14 protein-coding genes are annotated in these 17,719 nt (G+C 48.5%); 13 read left to right on the top strand and 1 reads right to left on the bottom strand.

Annotated features, from left to right (window positions below):
- Nucleotides 1-141 precede the first annotated feature (141 nt).
- The 12 genes from IPG80_RS01650 (at nucleotide 142) to IPG80_RS01595 (ending at nucleotide 14,433) form a co-directional block, all read left to right on the top strand.
- On the top strand, nucleotides 142-576 hold the full coding sequence (locus tag IPG80_RS01650; RefSeq protein WP_345101958.1) for a hypothetical protein: 435 nt from the start codon (nucleotides 142-144) through the stop codon (nucleotides 574-576).
- Between the two features lie 79 nt (nucleotides 577-655).
- Nucleotides 656-2,107, top strand: coding sequence for a M1 family metallopeptidase (locus tag IPG80_RS01645; protein WP_345101956.1), 1,452 nt, complete (start codon nucleotides 656-658; stop codon nucleotides 2,105-2,107).
- A gap of 54 nt (nucleotides 2,108-2,161) precedes the next feature.
- Complete coding sequence (locus tag IPG80_RS01640) at nucleotides 2,162-3,199, top strand: tryptophan 2,3-dioxygenase family protein (RefSeq protein ID WP_345101954.1); 1,038 nt, start codon at nucleotides 2,162-2,164, stop codon at nucleotides 3,197-3,199.
- 26 nt (nucleotides 3,200-3,225) lie between these two features.
- Nucleotides 3,226-4,191, top strand: coding sequence for a patatin-like phospholipase family protein (locus IPG80_RS01635; protein ID WP_345101952.1), 966 nt, complete (start codon nucleotides 3,226-3,228; stop codon nucleotides 4,189-4,191).
- Between the two features lie 4 nt (nucleotides 4,192-4,195).
- Entirely contained in the window at nucleotides 4,196-5,137 is a 942-nt protein-coding gene (locus IPG80_RS01630; protein WP_345101950.1) for a multidrug resistance efflux transporter family protein, read from the top strand.
- Nucleotides 5,138-5,303: 166 nt separating this feature from the next.
- Nucleotides 5,304-9,533 (top strand): PAS domain S-box protein, encoded by a 4,230-nt coding sequence (locus IPG80_RS01625; protein ID WP_345101948.1) that lies wholly within the window; start codon nucleotides 5,304-5,306, stop codon nucleotides 9,531-9,533.
- The gene (locus tag IPG80_RS01620) at nucleotides 9,530-9,892 is read left to right on the top strand and encodes a response regulator (protein ID WP_345101946.1); all 363 of its coding nucleotides are present in this window, start codon (nucleotides 9,530-9,532) and stop codon (nucleotides 9,890-9,892) included. The genes IPG80_RS01625 and IPG80_RS01620 overlap by 4 nt, the downstream gene beginning before the upstream one ends.
- Entirely contained in the window at nucleotides 9,889-10,242 is a 354-nt protein-coding gene (locus tag IPG80_RS01615; protein ID WP_345101944.1) for a response regulator, read from the top strand. Before IPG80_RS01620 ends, IPG80_RS01615 begins: the two co-directional genes overlap by 4 nt.
- Nucleotides 10,239-12,515 carry a single-stranded-DNA-specific exonuclease RecJ gene (gene recJ, locus IPG80_RS01610; RefSeq protein WP_345101942.1) on the top strand — a complete coding sequence of 759 codons (2,277 nt, stop codon included), beginning with the start codon at nucleotides 10,239-10,241 and terminating at the stop codon, nucleotides 12,513-12,515. The genes IPG80_RS01615 and recJ overlap by 4 nt, the downstream gene beginning before the upstream one ends.
- A 114-nt stretch (nucleotides 12,516-12,629) precedes the next feature.
- Nucleotides 12,630-13,070, top strand: coding sequence for a pyridoxamine 5'-phosphate oxidase family protein (locus IPG80_RS01605; protein WP_345101940.1), 441 nt, complete (start codon nucleotides 12,630-12,632; stop codon nucleotides 13,068-13,070).
- Complete coding sequence (locus IPG80_RS01600) at nucleotides 13,067-13,489, top strand: PPOX class F420-dependent oxidoreductase (RefSeq protein WP_345101938.1); 423 nt, start codon at nucleotides 13,067-13,069, stop codon at nucleotides 13,487-13,489. Before IPG80_RS01605 ends, IPG80_RS01600 begins: the two co-directional genes overlap by 4 nt.
- A gap of 14 nt (nucleotides 13,490-13,503) precedes the next feature.
- Entirely contained in the window at nucleotides 13,504-14,433 is a 930-nt protein-coding gene (locus IPG80_RS01595; protein ID WP_345101936.1) for a hypothetical protein, read from the top strand.
- A gap of 4 nt (nucleotides 14,434-14,437) precedes the next feature.
- Here IPG80_RS01595 and IPG80_RS01590 read toward each other — a convergent pair whose 3' ends face one another.
- A complete protein-coding gene (locus IPG80_RS01590; protein WP_345101934.1) occupies nucleotides 14,438-14,956 on the bottom strand; it encodes a hypothetical protein in 519 nt (172 codons plus the stop codon).
- A gap of 393 nt (nucleotides 14,957-15,349) precedes the next feature.
- On the opposite strand from IPG80_RS01590, the gene IPG80_RS01585 reads away from it, so the two are divergent.
- A complete protein-coding gene (locus IPG80_RS01585; RefSeq protein ID WP_345101932.1) occupies nucleotides 15,350-17,608 on the top strand; it encodes a diguanylate cyclase in 2,259 nt (752 codons plus the stop codon).
- The last annotated feature ends 111 nt before the right edge of the window (nucleotides 17,609-17,719 follow it).

Here is a 17,719-nt window from a genome sequence, read left to right as displayed (position 1 = left end):
GAGGAGGGAGTCCGACGGACGATCACTTTGCATTTTGGATGATGGACGCTTCCAATTTTCACATATTGAAATGGACTAGCCTGCACAAGTTATAATAAGAAATCTGTGTCGATAAGAAACGATTTTATAAGAGAGTTTTTTATGGGTGACCACTTCGACAATCAACAAAACCCGAACAACCTGCCTCCGCATCACTATCTGATCTATGCAGTAACCGGAGCCATCATTAACCCATTGGCGAGTTTGATCGGTTTCATCTTTCTCGGTCTGCTCAATCTTTTGCTGACAGGCATCGGCATTTCGCCCAGCACATCCTTTTCTTCGGTCGCCCTGGGGTTTGCGTGGATCCTCCCCATTTGCATCATCCCGCAGATTTTGTTCGGCGCGCTGACCAGTCTCGCCATCGGGTTCATTTACGGAAAGATGGAAACTGCCAGATCGAAAACACCGAAACAGAAACTCTATTTCAACCTGTTTGCCGCGGCCGTGATCGGAATAGCGGGTCCGCTCCTTATTTTCAGTTTATTTTTCTCAATCGGACTAGCCGACAATTTTGCCAACCTTCTTCAGAAATAAAACGCGCTCAACTATGTAGCAGATGCCGCGCTGTGATCAAATCCCACTATATCAAGGGGCTATAATTCGGCGCAACATTATGAAACTGCGCTCATCCTTCCCTCTGCTTATTCTCTTTGTCTTTGCCTGTTCTCTGCCCACGGCGGCACAACCCACAGCAACGTTCGCGCCCAAACCTACAGAGCAAGCCACAGCAACGCCCACACAAGCTCCGGCCGCAGAAACACCAAGGATTCCAGACCACACCAGTTACCTTCTCGACACCGTGATCGATTACGACCTTCATCGTGTCAGTGTGACCGAGCGCATTCAATACCCAAATCACACCGGGCAGGAACTGCCCGCTCTTACCCTCGCCATCGCTGCCAACCTCTGGGTGGATTGTTTTCATCTAAATGAAGTTACAGTCGATGGAATTCCCGTGACGGGCTATGCATTAAACCAGCACCGACTCGACCTCCCGCTTCCGACTCCGCTCGCGCCTGATTCGGTTTCGACAGTGACTCTACGCTACAGCCTCTCTCTCCCCTACATGGATCAGGTCCATAGCCAACGAGCTAGAATCTTCGGCTACAGCGACATTCAAATGAACCTGGTCAATTGGTATCCTTTCATCGTACCTTTCAAAGATGGCGAATGGGTCATCCGCGAGCCGTGGTCGCATGGTGAATATCTGGTGTATCCCATCGCGGACTTTGATGTTAATTTGAAATTCACGACTCCCGAAAACCAACCCATCGTTGCCGCCAGCGGATCTGCCGAACAGAAAGGCGACTCTACCTCGTACACCTTGACGAATGGGCGTGCTTTTGCCATCTCTGCCAGCCGCGAATTCCAGGTCTCGCAAACTCAAGTGGACAATGTCACAGTCTACAGTTACTATCTGCCGATCTATAAAAATGCAGGCGAAGCCGCCATGAGTGCAAGTGCGCAGGCATTGCAGGTATTTTCCCAACGCTTTGGCAAATATCCACACAACACCCTCTCGATCGTCATTGCTGATTTCAAAGACAGTATGGAATTTTCCGGGTTATATTTCCATAGCCGCAGCTTTTATGACCTGTACGATGGTACGGTTCAAAATTACCTAACCATGGTCGCGGTTCACGAAACGGGGCATCAATGGTGGTTTGAGCAAGTAGCGAATGACCAAGCTGAAGAGGCATGGTTAGACGAAGCACTGACAACTTATTCAGAGTTGCTTTATTACGAGTCCGTTTATCCTGACCTGATTCCCTGGTGGTGGTCTTATCGTATCGACTTTTTCGATCCACAAGGCAAGATTGACATTCCCATTTACGAAGGTCAAAACGCAGACACCTACAAAGCCATTGTCTACTTCAACGGTGCACATTTCCTAAAAGACCTGCGAGAACGCATCGGAGACGAAGCCTTCTTCGCCTTCCTGCAGGATTACTATTCTCAAGAAAAGAATGGGATTGCCACAAGCGATGATTTCTTTCGTATACTGAATGAACACACCAATGTAAATTACTCGGATATTGTCCACGCATATTTTAGCAAGCGCTAAAAACATATTTCTTGACTACAAAGAATTCAAACCCAACCAAAGAGAGGTTCCCATATGAGCGAAGAACTTTTGTATTACACCGATTATCTCGAACTCGATAAGATCCTTGGCAGCCAGCATCCCAAAAGCAACGAGCAGACTGACGAAATGCTTTTCATCATCATCCACCAAGCCTATGAGCTTTGGTTCAAGATGGTCATCCACGAACTCGATCAAGTCCGCCGTATCTTTGACACGGATAACGTATTAGACAACGCCGGAGAAATGAGTATTGCCGTCCAGAAGTTAAAACGGGTGGTGAAGATATTCGAAGTGGTCAATCGCCAGGTGGATATCCTCGAATCTATGACACCGATGGATTTTCTCGAATTCCGCGACCTGCTCGTACCGTCTTCCGGGTTCCAGAGTTTGCAATTCCGCATCATCGAAGCCAAACTGGGGCTGAAGATGGATCAACGCTACAAGTCAAACTATTACAAGAACACCCGTCCGGGTGGATTCAATCAACGGGACTACGACGCGATCAGCAGCGTAGAGTCCGAGGCGACGCTCAAAGGGCTGGTCATGAAGTGGGCAGAGCGAACTCCCTTCTTCGATGAAGCCTTGTGGCGCGACTTCCAATCCCAGTATCCGCTGGAGGAAGGAGAGCAAAAGTTTTGGAGCGATTACAAACAGATCTATAAAAACAGTCTGTCCGGCTCAGTGGAACTGCGTCAGTTCGATGAACTGGAACGCATTTTTTACAAGGAAGGCTTGGGCGAGTTTTCAGTAGGCGCGATGCGCGCGGTTCTGTTCATCATGATGTACCGTAATCTGCCCATCTTCCAACAGCCATTCGATCTGCTCTCCACCCTGATCGATATTGACGAGATGCTCTCACAATTCCGCTACAAGCATATGCTGATGGCACGCCGCATGATCGGCATGCGTTCTGGCACAGGCGGTACGAGCGGAGCCGGTTATCTCGAAGGCGCGTTGAGGCAGCATTACATCTTCAAAGAGTTAACTGAGGTTTCGACCTTCCTAGTGGAACGCAGTCACCTGCCCAGTTTGCCCAAGACCGTCAAAGAAAAGACGAGTTTCAATGTTTAACCGAACATCACCAGGGCAATAAAACCATGAAACCATTTCGTAAACATCTTGTCCTTGCAATAGATGGCGGCGGGGTACGCGGCGGTATCGCAACCCGTGCCTTGCGCCGGGTTGAAGAAAAATTGAACATCCGCCTGCCGGATATTGTAAATTTGACGGTCGGCACATCGGCTGGTGCGATCATTGCCGCAGCACTGGCCGTGGACCTCTCTGCTACAGAACTCGATGGTTTATTTCCAAATTTTTGCGAAGAGGTTTTCAAAAAAAGATGGAAGAATGCCATGCCGTTCAAGTTCTTTGTAAACCATCAATACAGCAACCAGGCATTCACTCAGCAATTGAAAAATATCCTTGCCGATATGACCTTCGAAGAATTCAAGCAAAAGCATCCAACCCGAAAAATGGTCACAACCACGTTCGATGTGATCCATAACAAAACGCGATTCTTGAAAACCGATAAGCCGCAATACGCCAACTGGCCTTTTTACAAAGCCGTGCTTGCCTCTGCCGCTGCGCCTACTTATTTCCCCGTGGTGGACGGTCAGTATATCGATGGCGGCGTGGGCTCATACAATAATCCGTGTTACCTTGCGGCTTACGAAACTCAATACGTCCTCAACTGGGACCCAGGTGAAGTGACCTTGATCAGTCTGGGGGCGGGACGCACACTTCCCTCTGTGCGACCGGGAGAAGCGGATAAGTTCAGCGCGCTGGGATGGATCCCGCATATTTTGGACGGCTTTTCTTATTCAGCCGATGACCAGCAAGTTCGGCTGGTAGATACCTTCTTCCCCGACCTCGATTTCAGACGGTACCAGGTGGACCTGGAAGAAAACATTGCGCTGGACGATGCAAGCGCCATTGGAAATATTCACCGCTACGGCGAGCAAATGGCAGACATGATCTTGAATGACGAAGTAGATCGTGCCATGCTCCACCGGGAAGGGCGCAAGTTCGCCGCGTCGCAGTTCTCGGCTGCCAATCCGATCTGATAAAATGCCTCGTCTCATCTCTCTTGGCAGCCTGGCTGCCTTATTCTTCAGCAGCACCTTCGTCATTAACCGCGCCTTGAGCCTGCAAGGCGGGCATTGGGCATGGACAGCCTCACTGCGTTTTGGTTTTATGCTGGTCATGCTCATCCTGATCCTGCTTGCCACCCAAGGTGAAAAAGCGCTCGCGGATGTGAAGGATGTATTCCTCAAGCATTGGCTTTTCTGGGTCGTTGCCGGTAGTATTGGCTTTGGGGTCTTTTATTCGCTCATCACTTTTAGTTCACAATATGCCGCAGGATGGGTCGTTGCCACCACCTGGCAAACCACCATCCTGGCTACGCCGATCGTCCTTTTATTCTTCGGGCACAGTGTTCCACGCAAGGGGTTGATCTTCACGGGCATTATCTTTACGGGTATTGTTTTAGTGAACGTGGAACACGCCTCAATGACCAGCCTGCACGAAGTGCTGTTGAGTGCATTGCCCGTCCTTGGTGCAGCATTTGCTTACCCGATTGGCAATCAACTGGTCTGGGAATCGCGCAAAGGAAAACATCCACGCCTGCCGCATATTCAACACCCGATATTGGAAAATGCTTTTGCGCGCGTCTTATTGTTGACTCTCGGCTCCCTTCCCTTTTGGGCTGGGTTGCTGCTTTTCACCTCACCGCCCCCGCCAGGCAGCGGACAACTCGTCAGCACAGCGTTGGTCGCTTTATTATCAGGCGTAATCGCCACCACGCTATTTTTGAATGCCCGCCATTTGGCGCACAAACCATACGAAGTCTCCGCTGTTGATTCGACCCAATCCCTTGAAGTGGTTTTTTCGCTCCTGGGTGAGATCATCTTCCTTAATGGTGTTTTCCCTGGCTGGGTGGGTCTTGTAGGAATCGCACTTACTGTAATCGGTTTGGTTGCATATATAAGTTTTCAACAAGAAACCTTATAAAAGAGACCTCCTCAAGTTCTTACCGCGCACAAACATCAATTTATGGTCAGGTTATGGACTATTTTTGCGTCCAGTTCTAATAACATTTCTGTAATATCTCCACCGAAATGCGAAAGGTATAATCCGCCTCGATCTAAAAAATAGCCAAGCAGTTCTCAGGAACGCCATGCAATATTCCTATTCTCCTTACATCCTTCCTTTGATCTTCGTCGCGGGGATCGCCTTTTCCATCACTATTTACGCATGGAGGCGGCGCTTTGTTAACGGCGCGACGGCACTTGCCTTAATGGCATTGAGCATGGCGCTCTGGTCGCTCTTCTATGCACTTGAGATCGCCGGCGCAGACCTGAAGACCAAATTCTTTTGGGGAATTGCCCAATACGCGGGAATCCCATTCGCGCCGTATTTCTGGCTTGTATTCGCGATAAATTATGGGAATTACACCAACAATTGGCTGCAGCGCTTCGTCACGTGGGGCGTGATCTTGCCATTCACCACCTTTCTCCTTGCCGTCACCACCCAATGGCACGGATTGATCTGGAGTGAATACTCGGTCACTCAGCAGGGTGCATATTCTGCGATCAGTGCAGTGCATGGTGTCTGGTTCTGGGTACATTCTGCATTTTCTTATCTCTTGCTTTTGGCAGGGAGCATTGTGCTTACCCGCACATTATTCCGAAACCAGAGCATGTATCGCGGACAGGTCATAGCCATGATCGTCGCCTTGCTCGCACCCTGGGCAAGCAATATTCTCTTTTTAACTGGCAATAGCCCTGTCCCCTATCTGGACCCGACTCCATTTGCATTTACTGTCAGCATGGTGGCGATCACATGGGCGATCTTTGGATTCAGGCTGGTTAATATCGCTCCGATCGCTCGTGACCTCATTCTGGATTCGATGCGCGACGGCATGATCGTTCTGGATGTGCGCAAAAATATTGTGGATATCAACCAATCAGCAGCACGCATCATCGGCGTACCAGTAGAGTCCGCGTTGGGCAGGAATATGGATGATGTTCTGGTCCGCTGGGGACATATCGTCAGGCGCATTCATGAAGATCCAGAAGAGTGGACAGACTCGCTTGTCACCGGCAGCGGTGCATCCTACCAACAGTATGAATTGCGTTTTGCGCCGTTTGAAGATGCTCAAAATCAAGCATTGGGGCATGTGCTCATTTTGCGTCTGATCGTTGATGATCCTATCTTGCAGCTGCGTTCCAGGAGCTCAAATTCCCAGCCAGCGCCCAGCCCGCAGATACAGGAGCAGCCATCCCTTAAAGAGGAGACGGGCGATTCATCCATTCTGAACTTTCTAAAAAGAATCATCATCGTATCCACAAAGACTGATCTGGTCATTCCGCCAAATGTAAAGCCAAGCTGGCATCAAGCATTGGAACGCGCCTTCACCATTATTCTTCGCATCATTGCGCTGGTGGGGACTGCCTTGCTGGTTATATTGGGAACAGGATTATCGCAGTATCAACTGGTGTTCATTTCTTATACTGGCATTATCCTGTTTCTTTGGCTGCTTGGGGGCGTGAGGAATATCTCGTTCGGTATTAGAACTACTCTTTTCCTTTATCTCATTTATGGTCTTGGCGTGGTTGAGATCGTCAATTTTGGTTATTCAGTAGAGGGTTTTGTTTTCTTCATGTCACTGGTGGTCAGTGCGACCATATTGCGCGGACGCACTGGTGGGATATGGATGTGGTCGATCAGCCTTGGGACCATGGGCTTTTTGGGATGGCTCATTGGGTTGAGGACCCTTGTTCCGTTTTCGGTCAATGAAGCCCAGGTGATCCCGCACAGTGTATCAGCCGCATTAAGCAGTCTGTTTGTGTTCGGAGCTGGCACCGGAGCAATGAGTGCGGCGATCACAGTATTGTTGGAAAACCTAAACCGTGCCTGGAATCAGGAAATGCAGGCATCAAACCTATTGCAACAAGAACGCGACCTGCTCGAACAGCGCGTGGAAGAGCGTACCCGCGAGCTTTTGGATGCACGTGACGAAGCGTTAAAAGCCAGCAAAAACCTGCGCCGGTATTATCGCGCCATTGAGCAGAGCGGCTCTAGCATTGTTATTACTGATATCAAGGGCAATATCGAGTATGCCAACCCTCAATTTGAAAGATCCACTGGATATGCAGTTGAAAAAGTACTTGGCAAAAATCCGCGCTTCTTAAAATCAGGCAGACAGACTACAGAGTATTACAAGAAATTATGGGATACGATCTCCTCTGGCGAGACCTGGCACGGCGAATTCCTTAACCGTCACAAGAACGGCACACTCTTCTGGGAATTCGCCACAATTGCCCCGGTCATCGACTCAAGCGGCAAGATCATGAATTACGTTGCCATTAAAGAGAATATTTCAGAGCGGAAGCGCGTAGAAGACGAATTGCGTAAACTTTCGCGGGCGGTGGAGCAAAGCGGTAACACGGTCATCATCCACAACAAACAGGGTGAGATCGAATATGTAAACCCAAAATTCACAGAAATCACGGGCTATGCCTTTGAGGAAGCGCTTGGTAAAAAACCTGGTGACCTGATGCAAGGCAGTGAAAGCACACAACCACACGAGACTCAGGATTGGTGGATGACAGTCCAAACAGGAAGAACCTGGCACGGCGAATTCCACAACAAACGCAAAGATGGCAGCGAATTCTGGGAGTACGCAACCATTACGCCAGTGTACGATCAGGATGGCATCATCTCAAATTTCGTAGAAATCAAACAAGACGTGACCGAAGAAAAGCTCCTGCAGGAATCTTTGCGGCGCTCACATGAACAACAACAGGTCATCGATTCATTACTGCGCATCAGCCTTGAAGGTCGCCCGACCAACGATCTTTTGGAAGACATCATAGACCAATTACTGTCTATCAGCTGGATGAAACTAACTCCCAAGGGAGGCATTTTCTTGATGGACGAGAAGTCTCGCAAACTGCACCTGCACACCCATCGTAACCTTGCCCCGGAGTTACAGGTCAAATGTGCCCAGATCGTACCAGGGCAATGCCTATGCGGACTTGCCGCCCTGAAAAAAGAGATCCAATTCTCCGATTGTCTCGATGATCGTCATAATATCCGCTATGAAGGAATCGAAGAACACGGTCATTACAACATTCCCATTCTGCAAGGCGATCACATCTTGGGCGTAATCGTCCTGTATCTGCCGCATGGATATAAAAAAATTAAAGAGGACGAACCCTTCCTACGCGCCGTTGCCGATGCCGTCTCCGGTATTCTCAGCCGAAAACGCGCCGAGGAATCACTCTTGGAAAGTGAAGCTCGCTTCCGTCAACTCGTTGAGAACGCCAGCGATATGATCTATCGCACCGACTTGAAGGGTAAATTCACCTACGCCAACCCTTCCGCCCTGAATATGATGGGGTACGCCAGTGAAGAAGATGTACTTGGAAAAAGCTACCTCGAGTTGACCACTCCTGAATTTCGCCATAAGATGAAGCGCATCTACGACAGGCAAGCCCTAAGCCGCACGATGAATACTTATTATGAATTTCCCGCCATCACTGTAAATGGACATATCGTTTGGGTCGGTCAAAATGTGCAGCTTATTATGGAAGGTGAAGAGATCGTCGGGTTTCAGGCGGTAGGGCGCGATATCACCGCGTTGAAGCAGGCAAAGGACGCGCTTGCCCTCTCGCGCGATCAGGCATTGGATGCAAGCCGATTCAAAAGCCAATTACTTTCCAGGGTAAGTCACGAACTGCGTACACCATTGGGCGGTGTGTTGGGATACGCCGAGCTGCTTCAATACAAAATGTTCGGCGAATTAAACGACAAACAAGTGGAAGCATTAGGCAATGTGGTCGAGAGCACCCGTTACCTCACCAATATCGTCAATGACCTTTTAGATGAAGCCCAGATCGAGTCACAATCGGTCACCTTGCATTATGATAATTTCAAAACTGCCGACCTGCTCGAACGTGTTACTGACACCATGCAGGTTCTTGCCAATAAAAAGGGACTTGAGTTCGAAGCGTTCATTGCCTCTGACCTTCCTGAAAAATTGCGTGGAGATTTCAAACGCCTTCAGCAAATTTTATTTAATCTAACCGGTAATGCCATAAAATTCACTACCACTGGGAAAGTGCATATATTGCTCTCAGCCTCATCCCCAACCAAATGGTGCATGGAGGTAAGCGATACAGGCGCGGGGATTCCAGTAGAAGAACAGCAGAATATCTTCGAGCCTTTCCGCCAGGTCAGCAACGCATTGACGCGGGAAAACCGCGGATCTGGTCTGGGACTGGCGATCAGCAAACAACTGATAGAATTAATGGGCGGCAAGATCGCCCTCAAAAGTGAAGTTGGTGTCGGAAGTACATTCACAGTAACCTTACCAATCATTCAGTCAGAAGAACCCGCATGACGAATCCACCTTATGCGGTCATCATCGAAGACGATGCCATGCTGAGTTTGATCTTCCAAACCACCTTGCAAAATGCAGGGTTCGACACCGCCCTTGATATTTACGGGAACCAATATCAAGGGCTGATCGAAGCCGAACAACCCGCACTGATGATCCTAGATTTGCACCTGCCGTACGCTTCCGGCGTTGATATTCTCGCAGACGTGCGGGTACGCTGCCCCAAAACAGTGATCGCAATCGTTTCGGCAGATATCTTCAAACTAAAAGATCTGGAAGGCAAAGCCGACTACGTGCTCGTAAAACCCATCAGCGTGGCGCGCTTGTTAAAAATAGCAGAAACCGTCAAAGAGGCCTTATGACCAACCCCATCGCTCTCGTCATCGAAGATGACCCCCAGCTAAACCGCATCTTCTCTCTCACCTTGAACGAAGATTTCACGACCGAAACATTTACAAACGGGCAAGATGCCCTTCAGCGCTTATCTGAAATCACTCCACACCTGATCATCCTCGACCTCAACCTGCCCGGGGTGCAGGGCAATGAGATCCTGGCTCATATTCGTTCAGATGCTCGCCTCAAGAAGGTTACGGTCATTCTTGCCACTGCAGACCACCGTCAGGCAGATAGCCTGCAAGATCAAGCGGATTTCATCCTACTCAAACCCGTCAGCCCGATACAACTTAAACAGATCGCATCACGAGTCAAATGACCCGTTGGATTGAACCCTCTCCAATAGAGATTCCCGCATCTTTCCAAGCCTTGGGCTTGCCTCCTCTCGTCGCAGTGACTCTCCTCCGACGCGGGATCAACCGCCCCGAAGATGCTGAGGCGTTTCTTTATCCAGAAAAAAATCCTCCTGCTCAATTCCCGGAGATTGAAAAGACGGTTGCGCGGCTTTCTTTGGCTATCCGCAATCAGGAAAAGATATGCGTCTGGGGTGACTTTGATGTTGATGGTCAAACCTCCACTGCCCTGCTGGTACAAACCCTGCAAGCACTTAATGCACATGTGATCTTCTACATTCCCATCCGCGGCAAGGAAAGTCATGGCATTCACATCGATTCGCTCAAACCGATCATTGACGGCGGCGCTCAACTGCTGCTCACTTGTGATACAGGCATCACCGCGCACACAGCCATAGACTATGCCAACTCGCGCGGCGTGGAGGTCATCATCACTGACCATCACGACCCTGGCGAAACACTTCCAAACGCAAATTTCATTATCAATCCAAAATTATTGCCTGAAGGTCATCCGCTGAAAAATTTGGCGGGCGTAGGTGTGGCGTATAAATTGGCTGCGGCGCTTTTGGAAACGAACAAAGAAGCCCAGCTTCACCATTCTTCCCTACTTGATCTCGTCGCTCTTGGTCTCATTGCCGATGTTGCCTTGCTTCAAAGTGAAACCCGTTCGCTTGCAAGGCAGGGCATTCAAGAACTGCGCGAAACAAAACGACCCGGTTTGAAAATCATGGCAGAACTTGCCAGCGCATCTTTAGAGACCCTCACTGAAGAAACGATCGGATTCACATTTGCGCCACGTTTGAACGCACTCGGTCGCCTTGGCGACGCCAACCCCGCCGTTGATCTGTTGATCACAAAAGAGTCGTCGCGCGCGCGTGTACTTGCCGCCCAGATCGAAGGCTTGAATGCGCAGCGACGCATGCTGACAAAGCAAGTCTACGACGCCGCAGAAGCGCAGCTTCACGAAACCCCCGACCTGTTAACAGACCCAGTCATCATCCTTTCGCATCCCAATTGGCCGGGGGGCGTGGTCGGTATTGTGGCGAATAAACTGATCGAACGATATCACAAGCCTGCCATTCTCTTCAGCGAATCAGATGACGGAATCCTGCGCGGTTCAGCTCGCTCCATAGATGGGTTACATATCACTGAAGCCATTGCCACTCAAAAAGAACTTCTGATCGGCTTCGGTGGTCACCCCATGGCTGCGGGCATGTCGCTGCACAAGGATGATCTACCTGCATTCCGCAAAGGGTTGGGCAAAGCCGTTGAAAAGCAACTGGGCTCCATCGTCTTTGAAGAACCTACGCTTCAGATCGATGCCTGGGTAGCCTTATCCGACCTCAATATCTCTCTCGCTGAGAGTTTGGAAATGCTAGCTCCCTTTGGAGCAGGCAACCCTCAATTAACTTTTGCTGCACGCAATGTGACCTTGAAATCAGCAACTACACTTGGCAAAGCCAAGGAACATCTGCGCCTGAACGTGGAAGATGCAAATGGGAATACCGCCAGTCTGCTGTGGTGGGGTGGCGCGGGCGAAGATTTGCCTGAAACAGGCAGTACATTCGATGTGGCATTTTCCATGCGTTCCAGCACTTTCCGCGGGCAGAAACAAGTCTCCTTGCAATTCAAGGAATTTCGCATCACAAATGAAGCGCCCGTTGAGCTAAAAAGATCGAAGATCGAAATTCGCGATATGCGCCTGCAAAACGCATTGCTGAACGTACAACCTTCCACCCTCGTCTGGGCTGAAGGACCCGACCGTGCCGTGGGCGTCAACCGCCTCAACCTTACCCAGTCAGACGAACTGACCATTTACACCACGCCGCCCTCTCCCGCCGAATTAAGAAACGCATTGGAGATCGTTAGACCCAAAACCGTTTATGTTTTTGGGGTCTCCCCTGTCGAACAAAAACCGGACGAATTCCTGTCTTATCTGGCTGGGTTATGCAAGTACATCCTCAATCAACGTAATGGACAAGGCACTATTGATGAGCTTGCCGCCGCCTGTGCTGCGCGAAAAATCGTCATTCAGATCGGTTTGGAATGGCTCGCCGCGAGTGGACAACTCACCATCAACATGGAGGAAGATCTCGTTACCCTGACCAAAGGTCAGCAGGAGAAAAATCCATACCTGCAAGTGGAGTTGTATACAGCCCTGCAGGGACTCCTGAACGAGACTTCAGCTTTTAGAAAATATTTCTCAACAACCAATGACCTGCGATCGATCATCAAATAAATCTTATTCCCCCGGTATTTTCAAACGATTCATCCATTTATTAAAAAGCACCCATCACCTGTTATTCCCATTTCAACAACACAAGCGATAGAATGAACCTGAAATGGAGGAATCGTGACAGATAAAATTCCCGCCGCTTTTCTCGACCTGGCAACATGCCCTCCGGCTGCAGCCCTAACGACCCTAATGCCCAACGGTCAACCTCAAACCACACCCGTCTGGTGTGATTTTGATGGCACTCACATGCGGGTCAACACCATGAAGGGTTTTCGCAAAGAAAAAAACATGCGCGCCAACCCCAAAGTGACCCTGCTCTGCTACGACCCGCGCCAACCCTTGCGTTCACTTGAGATCCGCGGTGAAGTGGTTGAAATGACCGAGGCAGGTGCTATGGAACACCTCGATCATCTAACTTTTCTATATACGGGTAAAGCGCCCTATTTTGGTGCTTGTGTCCCGGCTGAGTTGAAAGAAAAAGAATATCCTGTTCTGTGCAAGATCCGGGTGATACGCGTCGTCACGTTGGATGCGCGCAAAAAAGAGGCGGCTTCATGAAAAATTCCATTCCCGCCTCTCACATGGACCTGCTCACCCGCCCCATCCATGGAGTGTTAACGACCCTGATGACAAACGGTCAACCGCAATCCAGCCTTGTATGGTGCGATTTCGATGGCGAATGTGTCTGTGTCAACACCACACTCGAACGTCAAAAGGGACGGAATTTAAGCCGCAACCCAAACGCCAGCCTGCTTATTATCGATCCCGAAAACACAGCCCGGTTCATTCAGATCCGTGGGCAGGTTGAGATCGTTCAAGTTGGCGCTCTCGAGCACCTCGACGAAATTACCAGAAAATACACAGAACATCCCCATTATTATGGCTATATCTTCCCGTTGGAAAAACGCGAACACGAAACACGCATCATCTGCCGTCTTCATGCCGACAGGGTTACGCTTGATGCAATACACAGTTAAGTCCAAAGGTTAGTATGAATCCAGATACTCTCTCCTGGCTGCTCAAAGGTGATCCTTCCATTCGCTGGCAAGTGCAACGAGACCTGCTGCACTTGCCAGCAACAAAATACAATAGCGAGCGCAATAAGATCGCAAAAGAAGGCTGGGGAAAACGCCTGATCGACCTCCAAGACCCCGATGGGCGCTGGGGCGGCGGGCTATACGGACCTAAATGGATATCCACCACGTACACCATGCTAACCCTGCGCCTGTTAGGATTACCTCCGAAGCATCCACAGGCAAAACGCGCGTGTCAATTATTACTAAACGAAGGGTTTTACTCAGATGGGGGCATTAACTTGTTCTCGTATTCATGGACATATAGTGAGACTTGTGTAACCAGCATGATCCTTGCCTTGCTGGCATACTTCAGATATCCAGATGAGCGCATTCACAAAGTGGCTGGGTTTGTTATCAACCAACAAATGGCGGACGGTGGGTGGAATTGCGAATCGCCGAAAGGCGCTACTCATTCCTCGTTTCACACCACGATCTCTGCGCTTGAAGGGTTGTACGAATACGAATGTGCATTCCCTGAGATGAAAAAACAGGTCAGCCTGATCCGCGCCCGGGCACATGAATTCCTCCTGGCACATCGGATATATAAATCTCACCGAACAGGCAGGGTCTTTGATGCAAAAATGACAAGCATGCCATTCCCACCCCGCTGGCGATTTGATTTCCTGCGCGGATTGGACTATCTTCAAGCCTGCAACGCACCAAAAGACGAACGTATGTCTGAAGCGATCGATCTCTTACAACGCAAACAAAAGAAGGATGGACGTTGGGTTATGAACTCAGGCATGTCTGGCAGGAAATTTTTCGACCTCGAAACACCGGGACAGCCAAGCAGATGGAATACTTTGAGAGCGCTGCGAGTTTTGGAATGGTGGGATAAGTCATAAGTTTCTAGGTTTCATAATCAATAAAATCATCCACGCCGAACAGATCTTCATACCGTGCAAGTAACGTTACAGCCTTTTGCAAAAAACTTTCATCCATCGCACTGAGCATCTTTTCTTTAACCTCAAGAATTTCTTTTTGGGCGAGCAAACGTTCTCGAAAACTGATCATGGACGATTTAGGCAGGAGCAACTCGATCTCGCGGATCAATACCAATGTTTCCCTCACAATGATCAACCCATCCTGTAAAGATATGTCCTCTTCTAAAAGCTGGCGCAAGGCTTTGCACCTGTATTTTTGGCAGCTGCGAGGATAATCTGGCGATGTATACACAGAACAGACGCCGTTCCACATTGCACAGGGCTGAGTGAAACCGCGCTGACGCGGATCATTGCGGATAACGTCCAATCCGAGCTTTTCAACCTTCTCAAGTTCCGAAGCATTCAGCCGTACCCATGAAAAAAGGTGACCCGAACAGCACAACCCGCACGCCTTACAAAGAATATTCGCATCTGCATGGTTCATAGAATGAAATAATATCGCAGCGAGTAAAAGCCTGCAAGCAATAAAATGCCATAAAAAATACAAAAAAAACATCTTATATGAACGGGCGCGAGAATTCTTTTCCAAACTGAAATGTTTTCTTTTTAATTCAAAGTTTTATGCAATGTATAATTACCATCGTTGTGACCCAGATTCAAAAATGAATTTATTTATAAATCTTCAAGAATATCCCCACTTTTATTAAAGTCACAATTCTTTACGCAACATCTTAATAAGTATGGACTTTCAAGATAATTGAAATGGCAACACCGTAATGGAATTCAAAATTTGCGCAAGCCTTCAAAAATTGGTTGTCACGACGAAGAAATCCATGATATCTCCGTTATTTTATAACGATACAGAGAGGGGTCTGAAATGCAGTCAGACTTGAAAAAGCGTTTTCTTTCCCGCCTTTCATTAAAAACCATCCTGACCATTCCTTATAGCTTATTAATATTTTTCGCAATCGGAATGGTTAGTTACACCGTGTACACAAAAGAAAGAACCGCGCTAAATAACGTTACGAGTCAACTTAGGGATGAAACCGCCGCGCATATTCAAGACCATCTGGTCACACTCCTGAACACGCCCCATCAAATTAACCAACTGAACGCATCCGCACTTCAAATAGGCAGGCTGAACAAAGAAAACACCGAAGAGCTTCAGCGATATTTTTTAGATCAGGTCAAAACTTACCCAGCCATCACCAGTATTTATTTTGGGAATTCAAGCGGAGGGTTGGCAGGCGCTGGACGTGAAGGTGCAAGTGGCACTCTTTACGTAACAGAGACCGGGGACTTTCAACATGGGAACTTCCTTAAGTTATACGTGGATGAAAGCGGAGAAAAACTCACCCCCCCATTATCCATTGTGCCAAATTTCGATGCGCGCCTACGCCCATGGTACATCAACGCTGCACAGCACGGAGATGCAGTATGGAGCGAAATATACATCCTTTTCACCGGTCAGGACATGGCACTTGCCGCAAGCCGCCCAGTTTACGATGAAATGAACAACACCCTGCTTGGTGTTGTTTCTGTGGATATTTCTCTCTTACAATTAAGCGATTATCTCAAAAATCTCAGCTTCAGCTCTGTGGGGCAAATATTTATCATTGAACATTCAGGGGCGTTAGTCGCTACATCGAACAATGAAATAATTTTCAAAGACACGAACAACGACGGCACCAAAGAACGGATCTATGCCCAAGACAGTCAATCCGCTTTAATTCGTCAGTCCAATAAACTATTACTTGAGAAGTATCAGGCGTATGAAAATATTCCGGATGAAGAACAACCCATTGAATTTGACCTGGATGGGAAGAAACACTTCCTGCAATACTTTTCCATAAACGATAAACGTGGAATTGACTGGATCGTTGTTATTGCCGCACCAGAATCTGCCTTTTTTAAAAACATCGATGTCGGCAACCGCACAGCTCTTCTGCTTGTACTTACCGCTCTGGTAGCATCCATTGGCGCCAGTTTTTTTATTGCCTCAAAGATTACGACCCGAATTCAACAGTTAGAGCAATCCACAAACATATTGGCGGCGGGTAACTGGGACCATCAAATAAATATGGATACGCGCGTCGTGGAGTTACAAGGCTTAATAAATTCGTTCACGATCATGAAAGATAAACTTCATCACGTCATGACCGAACTTATGTCAGAAGTTGAAGAGCACAAAATAACAGAAACAAAGCTGAAAGAACAGCGCGATTTTTCATCCCAAATCATAAACTTGATGGGACAAGGTCTTACCGTTCTGGATGAACAAGGACGGTTTGAATTTGTGAACCCGGGCTACGCCAAGTTATTGGGGTATGAAATTGAGGATCTGATCGGAAAAAAACCCAAAGAAGTTGCAGACCCCGAGGAAGTCGAAAAAATTAACATTCAACGAAAATTACGAACAGCCGGAAAAACAACAACGTACGAAGCTCGTTTGGTGCGGGCAGACGGAAGTATCGCCACAGTGTTGATCACTGGAGTGCCTCGCGGCACTGAAGGCAATTACAAGGGAGCCATCACGGTCGTCACTGACCTTAGTGAGCGAAAACGCATGGAAGAAGAAGTGCGGCAGGCAAAAGACGCACTCCAACATGCACTGACTCGTGAAGCGCACCTGGCTCGTACTGACGAATTAACCGGAATCAATAATCGTAGACACCTATTCGAATTGGCAAAATCAAAGGTTAAGGTAGCGGCGCGATATCAATTATCGCTGTCTGTCATTATGTTCGATATTGATCACTTCAAGAAGATCAACGATCATTGGGGACACAGCCTTGGAGATAAGATCCTGATGGAAATCGCGCTTGTGGTGCAGTCTGAAATTCGAAGTTCAGATCTATTCGGGCGATATGGCGGCGAGGAATTCATCATTTTCCTGCCAATGACGCCCGCAACACAGGCGTACACCCTTGCAGAACGCATTCGAAAAAGGGTAGCCAACCTCAAAGTCCATTCGGATGACGGGGACGATGTGTCGGTAACGATCAGCATCGGCGTTATCCAAATGCGTACCGGTCCCACCCCCGAATCGCTTGAAGAACTGCTCCAACGTGTAGACAAAGCCATGTACGATGCCAAAGAGTCCGGACGGAACTGCATCGTGATCGATGATCTATAACCAACCTGTATTTCTGCTTTACAACAGAGAAACAAAAAAGGAATTCTGATATCTGCTCTTTCAAGCATTTATCAGAATTCCTTTCGATTAACTTGCCAAGGGCACGATCCT

Origin of the sequence: Candidatus Villigracilis vicinus (genome assembly GCF_016702885.1) — a bacterium.
GTDB classification, from domain to species: domain Bacteria; phylum Chloroflexota; class Anaerolineae; order Anaerolineales; family Villigracilaceae; genus Villigracilis; species Villigracilis vicinus.
Note: the sequence above shows the minus strand (reverse complement) of the source record. Positions and strands in the feature narration are given on the sequence as shown.